This window comes from Mucilaginibacter sp. P1_A3, from assembly GCF_056406855.1.
This window is the reverse complement of sequence record NZ_JBFTZJ010000002.1, coordinates 234,325-255,267: the sequence shown is the minus strand read 5'-3', so window position 1 is coordinate 255,267 and position 20,943 is coordinate 234,325. Positions and strand designations below refer to the sequence as shown.

Annotated in this window: 16 protein-coding genes; 1 reads left to right on the top strand and 15 read right to left on the bottom strand. The window is 41.9% G+C overall.

What is annotated here, in order from left to right:
* The first annotated feature begins 67 nt into the window (after positions 1-67).
* The gene (locus AC1D0K_RS05300; RefSeq protein ID WP_477394468.1) at positions 68-1,147 is read left to right on the top strand and encodes a phosphotransferase enzyme family protein; all 1,080 of its coding nucleotides are present in this window, start codon (positions 68-70) and stop codon (positions 1,145-1,147) included.
* A gap of 5 nt (positions 1,148-1,152) precedes the next feature.
* Here the strand turns inward: AC1D0K_RS05300 and AC1D0K_RS05295 are convergent, their stop codons facing one another.
* The 15 genes from AC1D0K_RS05295 to AC1D0K_RS05225 all read right to left on the bottom strand — a co-directional run bounded on the left by AC1D0K_RS05295 (position 1,153) and on the right by AC1D0K_RS05225 (position 20,886).
* Positions 1,153-2,934, bottom strand: a complete 1,782-nt coding sequence (locus AC1D0K_RS05295; protein WP_477394466.1) for a DUF885 domain-containing protein — start codon at positions 2,932-2,934, stop codon at positions 1,153-1,155.
* Between the two features lie 211 nt (positions 2,935-3,145).
* Positions 3,146-3,541 (bottom strand): hypothetical protein, encoded by a 396-nt coding sequence (locus AC1D0K_RS05290; RefSeq protein ID WP_477394464.1) that lies wholly within the window; start codon positions 3,539-3,541, stop codon positions 3,146-3,148.
* Positions 3,531-3,851, bottom strand: a complete 321-nt coding sequence (locus AC1D0K_RS05285; RefSeq protein ID WP_477394462.1) for a hypothetical protein — start codon at positions 3,849-3,851, stop codon at positions 3,531-3,533. Before AC1D0K_RS05285 ends, AC1D0K_RS05290 begins: the two co-directional genes overlap by 11 nt.
* A 285-nt stretch (positions 3,852-4,136) precedes the next feature.
* A complete protein-coding gene (locus tag AC1D0K_RS05280; protein ID WP_477442187.1) occupies positions 4,137-5,684 on the bottom strand; it encodes a beta-N-acetylhexosaminidase in 1,548 nt (515 codons plus the stop codon).
* 11 nt (positions 5,685-5,695) lie between these two features.
* Entirely contained in the window at positions 5,696-6,451 is a 756-nt protein-coding gene (locus tag AC1D0K_RS05275; protein ID WP_477394458.1) for a glucosamine-6-phosphate deaminase, read from the bottom strand.
* Positions 6,452-6,454: 3 nt separating this feature from the next.
* Positions 6,455-7,669 carry an N-acetylglucosamine-6-phosphate deacetylase gene (gene nagA / locus AC1D0K_RS05270; RefSeq protein ID WP_477394456.1) on the bottom strand — a complete coding sequence of 405 codons (1,215 nt, stop codon included), beginning with the start codon at positions 7,667-7,669 and terminating at the stop codon, positions 6,455-6,457.
* A gap of 93 nt (positions 7,670-7,762) precedes the next feature.
* Positions 7,763-9,868, bottom strand: coding sequence for a CehA/McbA family metallohydrolase domain-containing protein (locus AC1D0K_RS05265; RefSeq protein ID WP_477394454.1), 2,106 nt, complete (start codon positions 9,866-9,868; stop codon positions 7,763-7,765).
* An 11-nt stretch (positions 9,869-9,879) separates the two neighbouring features.
* Positions 9,880-10,881 (bottom strand): glycoside hydrolase family 43 protein, encoded by a 1,002-nt coding sequence (locus AC1D0K_RS05260; RefSeq protein ID WP_477394452.1) that lies wholly within the window; start codon positions 10,879-10,881, stop codon positions 9,880-9,882.
* Between the two features lie 171 nt (positions 10,882-11,052).
* A complete protein-coding gene (locus tag AC1D0K_RS05255) occupies positions 11,053-12,129 on the bottom strand; it encodes a cellulase family glycosylhydrolase (RefSeq protein WP_477394450.1) in 1,077 nt (358 codons plus the stop codon).
* An 18-nt stretch (positions 12,130-12,147) separates the two neighbouring features.
* Positions 12,148-13,305 carry a sialidase family protein gene (locus AC1D0K_RS05250; protein WP_477394448.1) on the bottom strand — a complete coding sequence of 386 codons (1,158 nt, stop codon included), beginning with the start codon at positions 13,303-13,305 and terminating at the stop codon, positions 12,148-12,150.
* Positions 13,306-13,329: 24 nt separating this feature from the next.
* Positions 13,330-15,798 carry a glutaminase family protein gene (locus AC1D0K_RS05245; protein ID WP_477394446.1) on the bottom strand — a complete coding sequence of 823 codons (2,469 nt, stop codon included), beginning with the start codon at positions 15,796-15,798 and terminating at the stop codon, positions 13,330-13,332.
* Positions 15,799-15,828: 30 nt separating this feature from the next.
* A complete protein-coding gene (locus AC1D0K_RS05240) occupies positions 15,829-16,875 on the bottom strand; it encodes a glycosyl hydrolase (RefSeq protein WP_477394444.1) in 1,047 nt (348 codons plus the stop codon).
* Between the two features lie 100 nt (positions 16,876-16,975).
* Complete coding sequence (locus tag AC1D0K_RS05235) at positions 16,976-19,036, bottom strand: beta-L-arabinofuranosidase domain-containing protein (protein ID WP_477394442.1); 2,061 nt, start codon at positions 19,034-19,036, stop codon at positions 16,976-16,978.
* An 8-nt stretch (positions 19,037-19,044) separates the two neighbouring features.
* The gene (locus tag AC1D0K_RS05230) at positions 19,045-19,824 is read right to left on the bottom strand and encodes a glycoside hydrolase family 2 TIM barrel-domain containing protein (RefSeq protein WP_477394440.1); all 780 of its coding nucleotides are present in this window, start codon (positions 19,822-19,824) and stop codon (positions 19,045-19,047) included.
* Between the two features lie 63 nt (positions 19,825-19,887).
* Complete coding sequence (locus tag AC1D0K_RS05225; RefSeq protein WP_477394439.1) at positions 19,888-20,886, bottom strand: glycoside hydrolase family 2 protein; 999 nt, start codon at positions 20,884-20,886, stop codon at positions 19,888-19,890.
* Between the last annotated feature and the right edge of the window lie 57 nt (positions 20,887-20,943).

The window sequence follows — 20,943 nt, the reverse complement described above, 5'->3', positions numbered from 1 at the left end:
CACTCAAACGTTTGCGCATCAGTTTCACTGAGCTATTAAGTATGTTTGATTAGTTAACCAGAATAATATGTTTGATGATATACTGATAAGCTTTGGATTAAGCGCTTCTGAATACAATGTCCAGGCTTTTGGCTCCGGTTTAATAAACCTTACTTACAAGCTTAGCGGCGATGGTGGAGCCTATATCCTTCAGCAAATAAATACCAGCGTTTTTAAAAAACCCGATCATATAGTTAATAACCTGGCATTGGTAAAAGAATATTTAAATGCCACCAACCCCGATTATCTGTTTGTGGCGCCGCTGCAAACTATTACAGGTGAATTTATTGTTCAATCGTCAGATGGTAAATTTTATAGGTTATTTCCATTTATAGATGGCTCGCATACCGTAAATTTTTTAGAAGACAAAAAAGAAGCCTACGAAGCTGCTTTGCAGTTTGGCAGATTTACCCACTTGTTAAATGATTTTGATATAAACCTGCTTAAATACACCTTATCAGATTTTCACAACCTGAAACTTCGGTTCGATCAGTTTAAAACTGCGTCACAACATGCTGACCCTGTTAAATTAGCACAAGCTGATACCGAAATAAAAGAGGTTTACAATCACTATAATATTCTACAGACCTATAATCAGTTAGTTGCCAATAACGAAATTCCGTTAAGGGCTGTACATCACGATACTAAAATCAACAACGTTTTATTTGATGATAAGCAGCACGCGCTTTGCCTGGTTGATTTGGACACCGTTATGCCGGGCTATTATTTAAGCGATGTAGGCGATATGATGCGTACCTACCTCTCGCCCGCCAATGAAGAAGAAACCAATCTTGACAAAATATATATCCGCGAAGATTTCTTCAGGGCCATATACAAAGGCTATATGTCTGAAATGGGCAGCATCCTGACAGAGACCGAAAAGCAGCTTTTCATTTTCTCTGGCAAGTTGATGATATATATGCAGGGACTGCGCTTTTTAACCGATTTTTTGAATAATGATGTTTATTACGGCGCACAATATCCGGGGCATAATTTAACCAGGGCTAAAAACCAGTTTAAACTACTTGCAAAATATATTAACGCCGAATCATCATTTAAAACATTGATTGCAAGCGTTAACCGGGAATTTACGACGGCTGCTGATTAAAATGGTTAGCGGCTTTTATCTGCAACAACAAATTCATTCATAACAGCTTCCTTTATCAGCGCTGGTGGCAATAAACCTTGCGAAAGGATAAAATCATGAAAACGCAGGGCATTAAACTTATCCCCCAAAGCGGCCTCTGCATCTTTGCGTAAGGCCAGCATTTTAATAAACCCATAAAAATAGCTATTAGCCTGACCGGGAGCTTTTAGTGAATATCTGTCTACCTCTTGCTGTGCAAATGCACGGGATTGAACAACATCTTTCATTAAAATATCAAGCGCTTGCTGCTGAGTTACCGTACCGGCCTGCAACTCGGGATCTAAAAATGCACGGGCGGCTCTTAGCAGGCGATAATCCAGTGATACCAGCTGGCCCTCCAAAGGCATATACGGACGAACTATGTACTCAGAATAAAGTCCCCAGCCTTCTGCATTAGTTGAATTAAAAGCATATAAAGCACGGGCCTTTGAAACGCCCTCTTCTACCATTTTATCAAACTGGAGTTCGTGACCGGGGCGGGCTTCGTGTGCTGTAATTGTCCATGATGCGGCATCAAACGTAAAATCATCAAATTTAGCACCACTCTTCTCGCCTGGTGCAGGTGGCATGTTTAGCGGTAAAACAAAAACACCACGCTGACCTGTATTATTTAAAAATGGTGGCGGCACCATATGTGGTGCAGGACCTTGTGCAGTTTCGGCAGCAGTTGCTAAACGAATGATGGCCGGCCGGCTGGGCAAGGTTACCAATTGATGTTCGCGAATAATAGCTTCAATATCTTTTAAATGCTGTTGATACAGCGGTATGATAGAGTCGCCATGAATCTGTTCCTTTTTAAGGGCGGCTATCACATCGCGATAATCGGCAGATGCCAAATGCCTGTTTTGAGCAATCTGCGCCGCAATGGGTTTCATTTGCTCCTGGATATCGGTAAAGGCAGCGTGGGCCAGCTTTGCCAATTCAGCTGGTGGGAGGTCAATGCCATAAGCTTCAAGATTCAAAGCATATTCTTCGGCCGGAAGCCTGAAATCTGTACGTGCTTTGGATAGTACATGGTCACGTGTCCATTGGTCATAATCCTGTACCTGTTTTTTTAATACGGCATAAGGCTCTTCCCACCCGGTGAGATTAAACTTTTTGCAAAGCTCCGGGATGCCTTCCATTATACTGGCATTACGGGAAAGTTCAAGCTCCATTTGTTGTTTAGAGGGATAGATCATGTTCCCTTTTGCAATTTGCTGGTTAACACGTTCCTGGTATATTGCCGTTAGCGGACGGTAACCTTTTTCAAGGCCTGCATATTTGCGAATACGTATCAGGGCAGCAGGGCGTCGCTCAGCCGGGGTTTGGTCATCAAGTAAAATCTCAAGGCCGCTATAAACCGCATTTGCAGCGTTATTAAATGGCACCTGGCGTTGCATTGCGAAATCCTGCTGACGAAAACCCAGGTTTAAATGATCAATCAAGATTTTAAGGTCCTGGGCTACCTTTGCGTCTTTTTCTATTTTTAATGCATCTGCAAACTTAACAACCAAAGCTTCCTCTTCTTTTCGTTCGGCCAGTTGGTTGGCCAGTGTAGGTACGCTTATTTGGTTATCGTAAATTGTTAAGCCCTCTGTTGAACCAAATTCAGGAGAATATTTTTCATCCAACGCGATGAGCATCTGAGTAAAATTATCTGAACGACTAACCCAGTTTTTACTGTTATCAATAGGTTTCGTTTGAGCATTAACCATTAAAGTTGATAGGCAAACAAACAAAAAACCGGGTACAGATACCTTCTTCATAAACATTTCCATATTATATAATACAGAGGCAATTTAGTACATATTTTGATTTTTTACGATGCCGGATTTTTGATATTTACAGGCCTCTTTTCCTTTAATAATAAACCCTACTGGCTCATCTTATAATACTACTGATAATCCGTGTTTTTATGGAAAAGGTGACTGGAGGGACATAGCTTGCTAAAACATGGGAGAAGCAGTTTCCGTGGAGTTAATTACGATTAGTAGAAATAATAGGAACAAATTCACTAATAAACACCTTACAAAAAACCAATATGTTACGAGTAGCTGAATTGCGTTTGCTGAGCTGATTAAAATGCTTTTGAAAGGTTTGCAGCAGAAACAAACGGTCATCAACCCGCATGGTGCTCCAGATACTCCAGGCTTGTTTGTATTCATAATAACAGTTTTGCTCCTGCTTTACAATTGCTGTTAACGCCTGAACAGTGTTATCTTCATAGCTCAATACTTCGGCCTCTTCATCAAAAAAAGCTTCATACCTGTTTGAATAAAGTTCTGATAACTTTGTTTCCAACCGATCACGCAACAGGCAAGATACCAGGTCGCTATCTCCTATATATGGTTTACCTGCATTGTTATGATACATTTTCTTTGGATCTAGATTCACCAATAAGGGTAGCAATTTTTCCTGCCATTAAAATCCCTTTCTGCCCGCAACCGGTATCTATAGTGTGGAGATATTTAAAAGAATGACTGAGGTTATCATAGCCCTGATCAATAAGCCTGATAAGTACATTATCAAAATTGAAAAGTCTGTTGTCCTGAAGACAAAGTATCTGTTGCTGTCCCTGTAATTGAAAATCATGATCATAACCGGTGTTATGTAATTCAATCACTTTGTTAGTCAGTGAACTATTAAGCTTCCGTACGTGGAATAATTGTTTTATCCTGTTCATCTTTTCACCCCTTAAAATTTAAACACTTCATTTTAAAACCATTGCAGACTTACGCATTGCATAGTAAACATCATGCCAAATACATAACAATCTAATTATCAGAAAATTAAATAACGAAAGCATTAAAAAACATTAGCGTTATATCGTTTATTAATGATAATGGTCATTATATTTCGTAGCCCGGTAGTTACCAGTTAAATGATTTAAGTAAGGAGTTTTTAAGATATACGAAACAAAGCCGTACCTCATGAGCCGGCAATAATTGAAGAGCGAATTTGATTTTTGCTATTTATCGCCAGACAGGCGATGTAATAAGTCAATCACTCTCATATTTCTTAGCTGATTTTCAGCATCAATAGCAGAGGGATATAAGAAATTTTTATTTAGCCGGGCAAATCTTTCATCAAGGCTTTTTGAATCTATTAACAACTGTTTTAGTTTATCAATAACCGCCGGCCTTTGCGTATCATCAAATGTTGGTTGGTTAACCTGCTTTTCTACCAGTTGGTAAGACAGGTAATATACCCTGATATCGGCCATTACCCTAAAATGTTCAAATTCCTGTTGATTTTTTAATGGTTTTAGTGCGTAAAGTTTTTGCTGTGCTACAGTGCAACTATCCAATAGCAGCTGAACAGACATAGGTATCGGCGATTTTACTTCACCCTGTTGAATTTCGTAAGGCGATACTTTAAGTGCATCCCAAAACAAGGCTGCTCCCGTTTTATCCAATCCAAATTGCTCTATTGCGTATTTATAAACAAAGGGCGTTATATCTAATGGTGATTTATTTTTCAGTGCCTCAAAATAAGCCGCTATCAAAATATTAAAACCCGATAATGGGTATACATGCCTTATAGCATATAATTCCGCTAAGTCTGCCTCAGATTCGTACACGGATGAATATTGCCCCGATGTTGACCACGACGTCATGATCATACCTTTATATCCCAATTTTGCCGCTGCAGGAATAAAATCTCGAATGTTTTTAAAGTGTTTTTCCCATTGCGTGAGGTTATAATTATCCGGACTTGAGCGTAAAGCCGGCGATCCCCAAATCTCAAAACCGCTTTCCATCAGCTTTTGATGATCACCAAAGTGGCTCATATCCCAACCGTAATTCCAATCAACAAATACAGTTTCTTTGGGTAAGGATTTAATGGCTTCAGGATACTTTAAAGCGATATCTGCCCAAAGCACCGGGCGCTTGCCCAATTTGATCACGATATCGCACAACATTTTAATGTAATCGGTATACAGTTTGGATTTCCCTTCTTTTTCGGCTTTTAATTTGCATTTGGCATCATGTCCTAACAAATAGGTTTCATCGCCACCAATATGAATATACCTGGAAGTGTGGGTAGCAGCCAATTCTGAATACAGATCTGTAAACAGGGCTTTGTCGCCTTCAGTTTCCAGCGGACAAACCTGCGATACATCTTTCTGGTCTTCGCGCAAATGCTTATATCTTTCATGCCTCAGAATATATTCCACATGCCCAAAGCTTTGCTGTAGGGGTATTACATCAATACCCAAACTATCGCAATATTTTATAAAACTCTTTATCTCGTCCTTACTGTAAGCATAACGATTTGGTATTAACGGGTGTTTTTGGAAAGGATAAGTACCCTCCCACTCCATTACCAAAGTGTTCATGCCGTTCTGCTTAAGTTTTAGGGCGAAATCTCTAAGAGCCGGCATGGTCATTACCTGAATACGCAGATCGAGGTGAAAACCCATTACCGGAAATAAAGAAGGTATTGTTTTGCTTTTTTGTGCAAAAGCATTGGTTAAACAAACCAATAACAATAAAACAACTAATATCTTTTTCATAGGTTGAGATTTTAAATATGCAGGCTGCTTTTATCATCCAAAAAAAGGATGGCATTTGGATGTTTCCGCAGGATGGTTGAAGGGTATTTCTCTGTAATATCAGCATTTAAAGTTTGCCTTATAGCCTCTGCCTTATTTTCACCGGGCACAATTATATATATGTATGGCGCCTTTGTTAAGGCTGGTATAGTTAACGTTAATGCATGAGTGGGCACATTTTCTATCCGGGCAAAACAGCCGTCGTTAACCTGTTGTACCCTGCAGGAATTATCCAAATCAACAATTTTAACCAATACCGGATCATTAAAATCAGCAACATGCGGATCATTAAATGCCAGGTGTGTATTTTCGCCAATCCCCACACAAACAATATCTGTAGGAAATTGCTCCAATAGCTTTGCATAACGCAGGCACTCTTCACCGGCGTCAATTGGGTTGCCATCAAGGTAATTCACGCTATTAAAAGTCACCCTATCAAACAAACGCTCACGCAAAAAATTCCCAAACCGCTGCGGGGTATCGTTATCTAGTTTTAAATATTCGTCCATGTGAAAAGCATTCACCCTATTCCAGTCAATATTCTGATTTAACAGCCCCTCTAAAAAATCATTTTGAGATGGTGCTGCGGCAAACACTATGTTTACAAAAGCCTTTGCTTTTAACAGTTCATTTATCTTTTCGGCAACTGATACGGCAGCAGCCAATCCCATTAAATGCTTATTATCAAAAATCTCAACTACCAGGCTATCTTTAATAAATTCCTTCATTATTTAATTGAATAATTCATTTGCTTCAAACACAACCTTACCGTTTACCATAGTTGTTTGGATATTTATCTCATCGTCAAATATTACGATGTCGGCGTCTTTTCCTTCAACTAAAGCGCCCTTGTAGTTATCAACTCCCATAACGGTAGCCGGGGTCTTTGTCATCATCCTTATAACCTCAATTATGGGTACGCCTGCCATATTGATCATATTTTTTACCAGTCTGTCGCAGGTAGCAACACTCCCGGCAAATGATAACCTGTCGGGCAGTTTGGCAACACCATCTTCTACTATTACTTTTAAGCCGGTTTCCTTATTACCCAGCACGCTTTCGCCTTCGGGCATGCCGGCAGCGCGCATGGCATCTGTAATAAGCACTATATGATCAGGTCCTTTTATTTTGTAAACTAATTTTAACAGCGGTGCAGGCAGGTGGATACCATCGGCTATTACCTCCACATCCATATTATCAATTAAAAAAGCACTCTCGATAACACCTGCATAGCGGTATGCATTGCGCCGACTAACACCAGACATGCACGAGTACAAATGCGTGGCCAATGTATATCCGTTTTCAAAAGCTTCAACAACTTCCTCATAAATGGCATCTGTATGCGCTAAAGCAGCCTTGATACCATTGGCCTGCAGATATTTGGCAAATTTAATTGCTCCCGGTAGTTCGGGCGCTGCGCTCCAACGTTTAATCACTTTTGAGTAAGCGATGATCTCCTTGTATTCTTCCTCATCCGGGTTACGGATATAACGGGGATCCTGTGCACCACGCTGACTCATGGCAAAATAGGGACCTTCCAGGTGCATCCCTAAAAATTGCGCGCCCATGGTGTTTTTAGCATCCGCAAGGGTATACAGATCAAGCGTTTTTAGCAAGTCTGCTTTTTCGGCAGTAAGCGTTGTTGGTACCATGGATGTTGTACCATACCGGGCATGTGTGCGGGCTATCTCCAAAAAAGCTTCTTCGCTGCCATCCATAAAATCATGACCGCCGCCGCCATGCACATGAATATCAATAAATCCGGGCGAAACGTATTTACCTGCAGCATCAATAACCGTGGCACCTGGTGCATCAATATCACGCTCACTTATGGCTTTAATTTTATTGCCGCTTACAAGTACGGTACCACCATTTATAATACGATATGGCGTAATAACACGGCCGTTTATGATTTTTATTTGTTGATCCATTTGCTGATATGGCATACAAGTTAAGCTGTTTTGGCTAAACTTTAAGCATCAACATTTAAAAGGCAAATAAATTGGCTGCTTCAGCTAAACTTGGATAAGCTGCCTACACTATTTGAACCATACCGTTTGGGTGTAAGCCCCATTGGAGGCTACATCCCAAACCTCTAAGCGTGCCCATTTGCGGCCTTTTAGGTTGGTGTTAACGGTAAATATTTGTGTGCCGAAAGCCCCGGTAGCATCAAGATTGATGTGTTTGCGAAAAACTTGTTTACCATCACCAGAAATAATTTCGGCAAAATTTAGCGGGAAAGTCCAATCTGCTTTAAAGGTAATATTACATTGGCCGTTGAAAGGTAAAGCTATGGTTTCGCCTGTTGAGTGGCCATTTACCTTAAAATCGTTAATCAAAACTTCGCCGGTAGTGGAGAAGAATTTCCCCTGTTGTATCACATTTAAAACTGATTGCCAGCCATCCTTAAATTGGGGTTGTTTATCCAGCTTTAGGTAATTTACATTCATGTGGGCGTACATCTCATTTTCCGGTTCAATACTAAACAGGTCGGCTTCTGAAAGCACCTTTTTTTTCAGACCCCAGTTGTTCATATCATCCATCAAATCAAGCACGCGTTTACCCAATCTGGGTTGCGAAAGATCTGTAGGCATTGCCTTCCAGGCGGCACCTAAAAACCTATCCGACAGATAAAACTCCTCATTCTTATAAGCATCCGGGAAACCCGTTGAACCTTTTGTGCGGGCATGTGCGGTCCATACCAAACCGTTCTCGGCTTTAAGCAGGGCCAGCATATCATTCTTATCCCCAATATGGTAAACTTTACCGTGTTCCGCATCGGTACTTACAAATGGTGTACCCTCCTTACGCGACATAATCCAGTAAACAGGCCTTGGGAAAAACTCCAACCAGTGGCCGCCAAAAAACTCATTAGGCTCTTCGCCCGGTAAAAGCAGGAAGTTTGATGACGACAGGCGGCTGCATTGTTCAAATAAAGTTTTTAATTCCAGTAAGCGCTGTTCATCCGGTCCTTTTGGATGAGCGGTATAATGAAACTCGGCAAGGTGAACAATATTTACCCCCAGCTTTTTGAACACCTTAACAAAGCTTGGGCTATCGGGAACTGGCTTTCCCTTAAGTACCACGCTCATGATAAATTCATTATGAAAATGACTTGCCATGGTTTTGTAACCGGGCAGTGGCTTGTAGCTATCGCCATGTGTGAAACGTTTAACATTATTCAGCAATACGGCTGCGCCATCGGTACTTAGCAAACAGAAAAAATTAAGGCGTTGTTTTGTTCCCGGCGGCGCGTTAAACCAGGGTACATAGCGTTTATCGCCATTTAACTCCTGCCTTATGCCCAGGCCATAACCATTAAGCATTTGGCGGTAGTTGTTACCGCACCAAACAAATTTGAGGTTAAATGCTTCATCCAGCGGATAAAAATATTGGTGCGGCGCAGGAAAAACGGCAATGCTACCTTGATCATTTATGCCTGTTATGGTTCTGTATTTTACCGCGATATTTTGGGCCGTATCGGCTTGACTTATTTTGGCTGTTTGCAAATGATCATACACATCCGCGTAATTTATATTTTTAACCGGTTGCTGTTTCCCTACCAAACCGGCATCATACAAAATAGCTGTCGAATCAATTTGGGTTGATATTACTGCAGCCACATTAAAAAGCGGCTGCCCATCATATAACGTTATCTGTAGCTCGCCTTTAAAACCCGGCGCTTCTACCCCGCTAAGTGTGATCAGGGTTCTTGAACCTGAACTACTCACTTTAATATCTTTTTTATGAAAATCTACCTTGTAGGATTGATGGGTCTTTAGCGGTACTTTATCAAAAAATATGTTCCATCCATTCTGAGATATGAGGTCGCGCTTTCCTTCAGTAAGAATAAACTGTGGGTCAACATTTTGAATGATGGATTGAAAAATGCCATGTTTACTTAGCTGGATATTGCTAAATAAAGGTTCGTTGTTTTTCAAATTTAAAACCAAACGGCCTTTAACGGCTTTGCCCGCAGGCCAGGTTATTGTAAACCGGGTATCGGCTACACTAACGGTTACACTCGGTTTAGTATTAAATTTATCTGTGGTAATGATACTTTGGGCAAAGCTATTGCTTATGCCAGCCAGCATTATCAATAAAACGGATTTTATTGATAAATAATCAAACTTTTTAACACTCATACCTTTGTTTATTACCTGGTGACTACCGGCCAACCATTTTTATATTGAATGGAGCTGATACACATTACTCTCCCTTTTTCTTTATGCAAAATTTCGATTGCATGATAAGCTATAAATTTATTGCCATTTCCATCATCGAATATTGAGTTGTGCCCGGGAGCGGTATAAACCGCATCTTTCACCAATATTGTGCTATTTAAAGTGTGGTCACTTTCGCCCAGCCGCACAAATGGCCCAAATGGATCACTTGCTTTGGCTATCATCACCGCGTAATTGGCATTATCGCCACAGCAGTTATCACCTGAGTAATACAGGTAATAGGTTCCATCCTGGTAATCAAGCCACGATCCTTCAATTAGGTTGCTATAAGTTTTATCCTTACCCGGAAATACCACCGCGGTAGCTTCGGAGCCATCTTTAAAATCCGACCAATCGTCCTTCATTTCTCTTACCCGCAATGGTTGAAAATCTGATCCCCAGTACAACAAATGCTTACCCGTTTTTGGGTCAACAAAGCCTTTGGGATCGATGCAATGAAAATCCGGCCCTTTCATTAACGGGGTACCCTTATCAATAAACGGCCCCAGCGGATTATCTGCGTAAGCTACTCCCATCCATTTACCTGTAAGCTCATTAGGATCGGCAGAAAAAAACATCACAAACTTGTTAAGCTTAGCATCAAAGAAAACATCAGGAGCCCAAAAATTCTGAGTATTGGAAGCCCATGCTGGCTTTTGCGGCAAGGCATCGCCCTCATAAGTCCAATGCACATGATCTGTTGATGATGCCACCTGGATATTGATCATCCGGCCATCACTTGGAGCTTGAGTAGCATAAGCGTAATACTTAGCTCCAACCCTGATAACCGTGGGATCAGGAAAATCACGATCAAGCATAACGCTGATAACACCCGGTTTTGTTTGGGTCTGCTTTTCTGGTTTTGGCTGCGCATGACTGCATGCAGCAGTGCCGAAAGTTGCAAATAGCATTAAATATCTTAATTTGTTTTTCATAGATAGATCAATATAAATAACAGCCATTGCAAGTTGTAGAAGCCAAGATTTACGAAGTTTTTAAAACTTCGTAAATCTTTCGCCGCTTTGTTATTTCATATTCGGCGTTAGGGTTTTTACAACCCCTAACGTGGCAAGTACTGGTATTAACCCGCACCTGCGTATTTTAAATTATTTCCCTCTGCCTGTCAGGCTTTTAATCAAATCAGTTTCCTCAGTTTTGTAAGGAGTGCCATCCTGGCGAAAAATGTCATGGAACCATAATTTAGGTTCGCTGCCATCGAGCATTGGTGCATCCCAGGCATAAATGGTATTGGTTTTACCAGATACAAAGCCCCAATTGATGGCACCTACATTTTCTTTTTTCAACATAGGTAATACCGTACCGAACAGGCTATTGCGCGGGCGGGCCATATACTCTGTACAAATCAGCGGACGACCTATCATTTTAAGGAACTGCACAGTTTTTAAATGATCAGCCTCGGGCGAGTAATCATGGTAAGTAACCACATCTGAATTAGCAATCTGGAAACGGTTCAAATCCTCCAAATTCCATGACCATACACCTGCACTTAGCGGTTGGCTTGGGTTTATTTGCCTACCCCATTTAAATATATTTTTTAAAAGTGGTAAGCTCTTATTCTCCTTGCCAGAGTTACCCGGCTCATTATACAAGTCCCAAAGTAAAATACGTTTATCATTGGCAAAATGCTTTAATACGTCCTTAACATATTTTTCTAAAACAGGTGAATTGGCCATTTCTTCAGAAGCTGGTTGCCCCGGATCCTGCATCCAGCCTGAGTTGTGAATGCCCGGTTTTGGCTCTGGTTGCTTGCCCGCTTTAGGTACCTTGTTCCAGCAATCATCAAAAAACACAAACATGGTTTTGATACCGTGTTTACTGGAAATTGCAAGATATTGATCCATCCGTTTTTTAAATCCTTCCGGATCCTGCTGCCACGCCACATGATGTAAAAACACACGCATTACATTCATGCCAATGCCTTGTGCATAGCCAAGTTCCCTATCGATAGTTTTAGGATCAAAGGTATCTGCCTGCCACATTTCCAGCTGGTTAATGGCGTTGCTTGGTATAAAATCGCTGCCTACCAACCATTGATTTTTAGCGTACCATGTATTGGCCTTCTGTTGTGACCATACCTGTGCTGTTGCTTTTTGCTGGGCGGCCAGCCTCATGCTCAATGGCATTAATAAAGCCACGGCCAATACTTTTAATTTAGTTTGCATGTATAAGAGTTTAATAGTTTATTTCAATTTTTTATTTACCAGGTGCCCTTTTATCATCCACACGGCATTGTAACCATACGCATCGGTTGATGTTAATGCTACGATGGTATCATCATTTAATACACACAATGAATTCCATAAGCCATGTTTATTTACCGGCACAGCAAAAGGTGTGTTTACATTTACAAAATCTTGCCCTTTGTTACTACCTACAGCCACCCGCATGCAGGCCAGCTCCCAGTTATTCCCCCTATTTTCAGTGCTTTGGTATGATAAAATGGTTTGACCACCATGCAGCTGACGCAAATACGGTGCGCCGGCATAAACCGTATCAGGCAAGCTGGGTGTTAAAGCGTAAGTTCGTTCAGCATCTTTTGGGCCAACCGTTTTTTGCCAGTTTTGACTAAAACTATTACGGACGATGGATGGCTTAAACTGACCGTTTGCATTATCTTCGATAGAAAACAGGATCTCTTTTGTTCCGTGAAGAATAATCGGCACCGGCATCCCATCCCTGTGACCAGGGGTAAATGACACTATCTCCGGTTTTTTAGTCCACGTTAAGCCGTTATCGTTCGATCTGAAAATGGATATATTTTGCTCGTTAGAATGCGTATAAACGCCCTCGTCTGAGTAATATAGCTGAATTTCGCCCGAGGGTAATTGTATCTGCGCTGGTTCCCAGCACCCATCTTCAAATTTTGAACTGGCCTGGTATATCAGTTGTTCATTTTTCCAGGTTTTGCCCTGGTCGTAGCTTTTTTTAACAACAATGGCAAAGTGTTTTGAAGTATCCAAAACACCATTGATCTTATACGGTCGAGGATTATATGATACCAATAAGGAATGATCTTTTAATTCAAGCACCTCCGGAACAGCCATATTGATACCACTAACCGATGATGCTACTTTTACAGGTGCAAGCCATGTTTTACCCAGATTGGTACTCCGGGTGCATTGAATACCGCCATCGCCTTCATAAACACATACCAGGCTGCCATCCTTTAGCTGTATGGCACGGGCATAGGCACCACCACCGGCAGATACCTGTTTTAAAGATGACTGATCCCATACTATATCGATGGCAGCTGAACTTTGTTGAACAGGAGTTTTACCCTGACCCCATAAAAGCTGTGGAGCAAACAAGCAAATTAACCAGATCCTTATCTTACTCATCTATAATCTATAATAGTGTATTTATTAATTTGTTAACTTATCCTCAAGCATTTTCATAAAATATCCGCCGACTACACTGCGCGCCTGCATACCGCTTACCTGTTTACCTGTAGTGGTTTCATACCAATCACTCATCGGTACTCTTGAACTTGTTTCCTGCGAATATGTAAGTACCGGATCGGTCAGGGCTTTAAAATCTGCCTGGTTATCGGCCAACCCCGCTGTCCATAATACCCAATCAGCTTTGGTGTAAGTTTTTCTGCTATCCAGTGGTAAACCGTAATTATTCTGTTTGGATAAATAATATTTAACCTCTTTTTGATAAACAGATTTTGGGAACAGGTTAAGACCAAGCACTTTATCCCAAACCATATTATATTTCTGGCTCCAACTATTCTTATTGTCAAACGTGAGCGCGTAATGATCACCCGCATCTGCCAGTTTCATCCATTTAGGCACCATCGCCTTAACACTTTCACGATATCTCGCGGCGGTTTCTTTATCGCCTAATTGCTCGGCAAGCAAAGCATAGCTACCAAGGGCGACTATGGCTTTAACAGATAAATTGGTATTGCGCGCCAAATGACCCGCAAAATCATCCGTACAAAGTTGATTTTCAGGATCAAAACCCGATTTGTTTAAATATTCGGCCCAGGTAGTTAAAGTTTTCCAATGTTTTTTGGCATAAGCCGCGCTTCTCTCGGCTTTGCATATCGCAGCAGTAAGGATCAGCATATTGCCTGATTCTTCAACTGGCATCCCTTCACCATAAACCTCGCCGTTAGCCTGGGGATAGGTACCCAGATCATGTGCTGCAAAGGGTTTGTTGTATTTACCACTCTCGCTAAAGTAGAAGATCCCGTTAAGCATCCCCTCCATTAATTTAGGGTTATAGGTAAGATAAAGCGGTGCCGAAGGATAAGTTACATCCACCGTATTGATACAGCCATTGCTAAAGTTCTCTTTAGAAAGGAACAACACATCACCCTGCGGACTTTTTACAAGTTTATGAGCAGCGATACTTTGCCTGTAACCTAAAACACAAAGCTTTGCATAATTTACACCACCCGCTTTTACGGCTGCCCTTTCCATGCCGGTATTTAATAATTTACACTTTTGTATAATAGCTTTATAATCTCTTGCAGCGGCTGCCATCTCCGTCTCCATAGTTTTCGATACACCAAGTTTCCACCAGGCCTTCAGGTTTTTGTTAAAGTATTGAATGGCATAAATATCATCATAACCCAGCATAATAAATTGCTCTTTGGGCACACTGCTTACATTGCCAAGTGGGATAATAGTATTCAATACCAAATGGGTTCCATCCTTTGTATTTTCAATCGGCAACATTGCCGAAAAACTGTTCATTGCATCTATTGCCGAAGTTATATACTGGCTGCTGCCATAGCTTTTAGGTACCGCTACATACATATACCCCCAGTCGATACGCAAGTCATCGCCTCTTTTTTGCAATATGGGTTGCTCAACCGTGCCTGCCTTTAATATGGATAAAGAACTGGTAACGTATTTTTTTGTGGTTACTGGCTGGGCCGGCTCATTAACGGCAATATCAGTAGATGCACCGAAATATACCTGCACGTTATGTTCCTTGCCATCATTCGCCTTAACCTTATAGGCTATATAAGAAACAGGGCGAGAAAGCAGGTTAAGATCCTTCAATAATAAAGGAGAGGTAAAAGTTAATGTCAAATCTATCTTACCGGCAGTGAAATTGTAGATGGTTTGTGTGGCATTCATGTCCACACTTTTTTGGTCGGCAATATAAATGGGAGTTTTACGCCGGGGTTCTGGAGGATCGGTGGATAAACCTGCATCAAGGTGTGTGCCGCCTGCAGTGTTGGCGCAATGCATGGCCAATACATTTTTACCAACTTTTAATTTTTTAATAACATCGCCGCTTATTTCAAACCAGGCAAATTTGCTCAGCCAACCTGTTTTATTATAAATTTTCTCTCCGTTTAAATAAACCTGGATGTTATCATCATGATTGATCTTAAGATAAAGTTTTTTAAAATTGAGATTTTTAAGATAGAAAGTTCTCCTGGCCCATATATTATCGCTCTTCCAATAGGTTTTATCCTGCCCTTTATTATCGCCAAAAGGAGCAGCACCGGTTTTCCATGAGTTATCATTAAAATCAGTACCCTCCCATCCGTAAGCAGGTTTAGTTTCTACATATTGAAAGTTATAGTTTGTCAAATTAGCTGTAGGCACAATATCAACATAGTTTTTATCCTCACTGCCCATAAAACGATAAGTAGCGCCATCTACCTTTATCAAACCAGTTAAGGATTGATTAGCTCCCGTCCAATGTTTGGTAGGTGAATCAGTAAGCTTGTCTGATGTTGACCAGATGCTGAAATAGCTATCATGTGTAATAAGCGGGTAAGCAGGTGCCCTAAAGTTTTGCGCGGCAGCAGAGAGATATTGCAGGCCCGCCATTAACATGATTGTAATAATTTTCAATTTCATCCCTTGCTTTGGTTCTTAATTATGCTGCAATTATTTGTCATTAATATCATCAAGCCAAAAGTTGAATGGTTTATCTCTATCGCAAAGCAATGTACCGTTTTCAAATTCCAGTTCGGCAGCGTGTATGGAGGTGCGTTTAGTTGAGTATGAATAAGTGCCATCCTTATCCAAACCACCATCATCCTGGTGTGTTTTACGGCCAGGATGCGTAAAGTAAATGATATAAGCGTGCCCGCCGCTTACCACCACATCGGCATGTGCACCGGTTGGAGTGTCTTCGGGGCGATGGCCGGGTTTATCCAGTATAAGGCCCTGGCGCTCCCAGGTTTGGGCATCCTTTGAGCGGTAAACCCGCTGCCCATGCCATTCATCAGTTATCATCCAGTAATAATTTTTAAACCAGAATATTTTTGGCCCTTCATGAGCCAGGCCACCAATTGCGGGTTTATCTGCAACTTTCCAGTTGATTAGGTCGGTACTTTCGGCTGTCATGGTGATGCTCTGCAACTTTTGATCTTTGTACCACATGTGCCATTTACCATCGGGCAATTTCATTAATGTTGGGTCGATGATGTTATGATCGGGCAAGTTTAATGGCCCTTCATACTTCCAGTCCCAAAGGTTTTTACTGGTGTAATGAACCAGGTGGGCATCGCCTCCCCATTGGCTATATACGCCTTTTATGTACACCACAAACATGTGGTACACACCTTTTTCGTAAACAACATCGGGTGCCCAAAAAGTATTCTGGCCTTGCTCATGCTCCAGGTTGATTGCGCCTTTATACGTCCAGCTATGGCCGTGGTTTTTGGAGATAGCGACACCTATTGCAGTACCATAACAAAAAGCTACGCCAGGCGATTGCACATTTGCCCTGCGCTGGGTATAAAGCATGGTCCACTCCTTTTGGGTATGGTTATAAACCAAAACAGGGTCGGCGGCACCGTCATAAATGGGGTCGCGATAAAGTGGTGATGGCGGTTGCTGATTTATAGCACCATCCTTAGGCTGGGCTGCGGCATTTAACCCCATCAAAAGCAATCCTAAAACCCCATTTATTAGATTTTTAACCTTCATCAATATTTTGTTATTGGTTAGTACAAAGCCTGTATAATGTACAAACTGTGTGTTCAGGAACACCTGGAACACACAGTTTGCAATAACTATATTGCAATTTTTATTCTGCTACCGGGAATGATGAGATCCTTAATCTTGCACCGCCCATCGGCACTAAGGTTAAATTAGCTACCGGCTCGTCGGTTTTAACCGGGCTTTGAGGTAGTACGCCGCAAATGCCATACTGATCAATTGCCCATCCTGGAATCTTTTTACCTTTTGCCTTTAGCTCGATAGGCGCGTTGGCATTGGTAAAAGGATTGTTATCCTTTGGCCATGCATGATGAATTATTTCTATTGATTTCTCGGGATGCTTTTCATCGATAACAAGGCCGTAATTCCATGGCGAAGCTGCATGAATTTCATACGCAGGCCACTTTTGCGGATCGGCGCTGGCTTGCCAGTGCGAATCGCCCTGGGTAAAGGCCCTGCTGTCTTCTTTAGTATATTGCTCATCAATTTTAAGGGAATAAGTAAGCGGACCGTAATTTACGCTCACGCTATTCTTATTTTGCTCCCACTGGCGAACCTTTAATTGCATAGGTAGATGCAGGGTTATTTTATCGCCATTTTTCCAGGTTTTAGCCAGTTTTATATAGTCGCCGGTTGTGCTGCCCAGTTTCACAGCAATACCGTTCACTTTTACAGTTGCATCCTTACACCATTCGGGAATGCGCAGGTATAGCGGGAAATTTACTGTTTTTGAAGTATTAACAGTAAAATTGATTTGATCTTCAAAAGGGTATTTAGTGGTTTCAATTAAGCTTACCGCTGTGCCGTTGGCTACTTTGGCAGATACTTGTCCTTGCGTAAATAACTGTGCTGCTAAACCATTATCGGGGGTAGCCATCCAGCTGTTCTCGGCGTAATATACCCAGCCTGCAGCGTGGTTATGCTGGCAACAGCGGCTACTAAAAGGGTTCATCATTAAAAACGGACCTTCGTTGGCAATACCCGGGCTATGGTTTTTACCATCGCTTACTACCATGTTTGGAGCGGTTAAGTAACGAAGCGATCTGTAATCGGGCATAAAGGCTGCCGGGAAGGTATTGAAGGCAACATCCTCACAGTTTTCGGCCCAAAATGTATCTCCTGTAGAACCCAGCAGCATTTGGTCTGATGTCATTTGCTCTACCATGCCGCAGGTTTCTACCGCCTGGCGCGGATCATCATAGCCTTTGCGGGCATTTTCATCGGCACCAAACATACCACCGGGAACCTGGCCGTATATGGCACGAATTAGTTTGTAGTCGTTATAGGTTGCTGCCAGATCTTTAGGATCGTGACTTTGCAGATAAAAAGTAGCTGGCTCCCTAAAGCATTGCGCTACGTTTACATTATGCCAATTGGGCAAATTATTGGCCTGGCGCCAGTTGGCGGTATTTTTATCAAGTTTGGCAGCCAGATCAAGCAGAAATTTGTCGCCGGTACGGTTGTAAAGCCAGTAAACACTTAGCATATTATCGCCGCCACGGCTGTTTTCCCAGTAGTCCTCTAAAAACTGATCATCAGGTACCGATAACTCATACTTAAAATATTTGGTCATGAACGGGATAACCCTTGGATCTTTTGAATACTCGTAATACGATTGCAGGCACCAGAGCATTGGCATATTTGTCCAAAGATCGCGGTTGCCCTTGTTGGTGCGGGCGGGCCCAAAGTCACCATTATCGCGCTGATTGTTCAGCACCGCATCGATCCAAAATTTTGCTTCGGCAATTATTTTTTTATCACCCAGCATGTAACCTATGTTGGCGTAACCTTTTAGCCAGTAAGGCAATTCCTCCCACCCGTATTCGCCTTTCCCTTCTTTATTAAGCCAGGCGTTATTGGTTTTTGAAAGCCAAACACTTATTTCGCCCAGGTTGCCGGTAAGGCCATCGCGCTGTAATTCCAATACTTTTTTTAACCAGCCACCGGCCTTTATGCTGCCTACAGGTAGCTTTTCAAAGTATTCCCTTTGTAACGGGGCGCGGTTACTCACGTAATTGGCATTTACCTGCTGATTATTAACCTTTACAATTGTACCTTTTACTTGTGCCGATACGGTGTAAATGCCAAAACATATGAATGCATTTATAAGGCAAGCCCCTTTACCTATTCTATTCCAGTTATTCATCATTAAATATATTATTTTGCTAAGGCCGGATCATACAGTTTTACATTTTCTTTATGTAACAATTCCACCGGCATTTTAATCACTTTACGATCATAGGTCATGAAACCGTTTACTTCGCCTTCAACATCGGTTGTTTGCGTATACACCGCTGCCGATAAGCCCAGCTTAATTAATTCTTGTAGCCTATCAGTAAAAGTGACATATCGCTTAAGTAAATCATCTCCGTTTTTAAAATTCTGGTAACCCCAGTTTTTGTTGGCCTGCCATGTATGGCCATCAACCGGCCAGCCTAAGCCTCCAAATTCACCTAAAACAACAGCTTTGGTTTTTCCAAATATTTCTGGACGGGGCATTGCCGGATGAGGATAGTTATGCAGATCGACCATGTTGCCTGTATCATAAAAATTACCCCCACTGGCACTGTTAACCAGGCGTGATGGATCTTTTTTCATCGTCCACTCTGTAATTTCAACAGTCTTGAATTGTCCCCAGGCCTCGTTAAAGGGTGTCCAAACCACAATGCAGGGATAGTTATAAAGCGAGTTCATGATGGCGTTCCATTCCTTACGGTAATAACCTTCAGACTCTGGAGTACGCTGTTGATCGGTAGCCTTATCTAAAACACCGGGACGATTTTCCCAATGGTTACCCAGATCGCCGCTTGGCATATCCTGCCATAACAGCATTCCCATTTTATCGCAATAATTATAGTAACGGGCAGGCTCAACTTTAATGTGCTTACGGATCATGTTAAAGCCCATTGCCTTTAACTTATCAATATCAAAACTCATTGCCTCATAAGTTGGCGGGGTGTACAAGCCATCTGGCCACCAACCCTGGTCAAGCGGTCCATATTAAAACACAAACTTATTGTTCAGCAACATGCGTTGTATGCCGTTTGCATCGGCGCCAAGCGAGATCTTACGCATACCGAAGTAGCTTTTCACCTCATCAACCGGTTTGCCATTCCTGATCACGGCTACCTGCAGATCATACAAAAAAGGATCAGTTGTCGACCATAATTTTTCGTCTTTAATATCCAAAACAGCAGTTGCACCTGCCTCTATGGTTTTTTCATCAACCAGGGTTTTACCGTCCCAGGCGGTTATTTTCAATTTGTCGCCAGGCTGGCTATTTATAACTTCAGCAGAAACTGTAAGTGTTTGATTGTCAATATCGGGGGTTTGTTTGGTTGCTTCTATGTGCGTTTTAGCCACACCTTCCAGCCAAACGGTTTGCCATATCCCGGTAACAGGGGTATACCAGATACCTTCGGGCGTTTTAACCTGTTTACCGCGTGGCTGCGGACCATCATCAGTTGGGTCCCACACGCTAACTTTAATTTCTTGTTTTGAACCACCTTTTAAGTAAGGGGTAATATCAAATGTAAAAGGATCAAAGCCGCCTTCGTGTTTACCGGCACTTACGCCGTTCACAAAAACTTCGGTCCGCCAGTCAACAGCGCCAAAGTGCAGCAAAACATCTTTGCCTTTTAAAGTTTTATTTAATGTGATAGTGGTTTTATACCATAGCATACTATCCTTACCAACTGTTTTACCCACGCCAGACAGCGCAGATTCAACAGCGAAAGGAACCAGGATTTTACCGGCGTATGCCGATGGGTTGGTTTGTGTTTTTGGAACGATAGTATAGTTCCATAAACCATTTAAATTTTGCCAGTTTCCCCTAACAAGCTGAGGCCGCGGATATTCCGGAAGCGGAGCTTTAGGGTCCACCTTTTCGGCCCAGGGAGTAGTTATTTTATCTTTTATTAGATGCCAGCCAGCTTGCTGGGCATTGGCCGATAAACAGGCAGAAACTAAAACAGACAGGCAAAAATTCAGTTTTTTCATTCGTATGATTAGCAGACTCAATAAAATTATTGGAAAGAAAAAAGGGGCCATACTGAA

Bases quoted from the DNA above. Each gene is read 5' to 3' on its own strand.
- AC1D0K_RS05300 (WP_477394468.1), top strand. From the start codon at position 68: ATGTTTGATGATATACTGATAAGCTTTGGATTAAGCGCTTCTGAATAC.
- AC1D0K_RS05295 (WP_477394466.1), bottom strand. From the start codon at position 2,934: ATGAAGAAGGTATCTGTACCCGGTTTTTTGTTTGTTTGCCTATCAACT.
- AC1D0K_RS05290 (WP_477394464.1), bottom strand. From the start codon at position 3,541: ATGTATCATAACAATGCAGGTAAACCATATATAGGAGATAGCGACCTG.
- AC1D0K_RS05285 (WP_477394462.1), bottom strand. From the start codon at position 3,851: ATGAACAGGATAAAACAATTATTCCACGTACGGAAGCTTAATAGTTCA.
- AC1D0K_RS05280 (WP_477442187.1), bottom strand. From the start codon at position 5,684: ATGAAAAAGATATTAGTTGTTTTATTGTTATTGGTTTGTTTAACCAAT.
- AC1D0K_RS05275 (WP_477394458.1), bottom strand. From the start codon at position 6,451: ATGAAGGAATTTATTAAAGATAGCCTGGTAGTTGAGATTTTTGATAAT.
- nagA (WP_477394456.1), bottom strand. From the start codon at position 7,669: ATGCCATATCAGCAAATGGATCAACAAATAAAAATCATAAACGGCCGT.
- AC1D0K_RS05265 (WP_477394454.1), bottom strand. From the start codon at position 9,868: ATGAGTGTTAAAAAGTTTGATTATTTATCAATAAAATCCGTTTTATTG.
- AC1D0K_RS05260 (WP_477394452.1), bottom strand. From the start codon at position 10,881: ATGAAAAACAAATTAAGATATTTAATGCTATTTGCAACTTTCGGCACT.
- AC1D0K_RS05255 (WP_477394450.1), bottom strand. From the start codon at position 12,129: ATGCAAACTAAATTAAAAGTATTGGCCGTGGCTTTATTAATGCCATTG.
- AC1D0K_RS05250 (WP_477394448.1), bottom strand. From the start codon at position 13,305: ATGAGTAAGATAAGGATCTGGTTAATTTGCTTGTTTGCTCCACAGCTT.
- AC1D0K_RS05245 (WP_477394446.1), bottom strand. From the start codon at position 15,798: ATGAAATTGAAAATTATTACAATCATGTTAATGGCGGGCCTGCAATAT.
- AC1D0K_RS05240 (WP_477394444.1), bottom strand. From the start codon at position 16,875: ATGAAGGTTAAAAATCTAATAAATGGGGTTTTAGGATTGCTTTTGATG.
- AC1D0K_RS05235 (WP_477394442.1), bottom strand. From the start codon at position 19,036: ATGATGAATAACTGGAATAGAATAGGTAAAGGGGCTTGCCTTATAAAT.
- AC1D0K_RS05230 (WP_477394440.1), bottom strand. From the start codon at position 19,824: ATGAGTTTTGATATTGATAAGTTAAAGGCAATGGGCTTTAACATGATC.
- AC1D0K_RS05225 (WP_477394439.1), bottom strand. From the start codon at position 20,886: ATGAAAAAACTGAATTTTTGCCTGTCTGTTTTAGTTTCTGCCTGTTTA.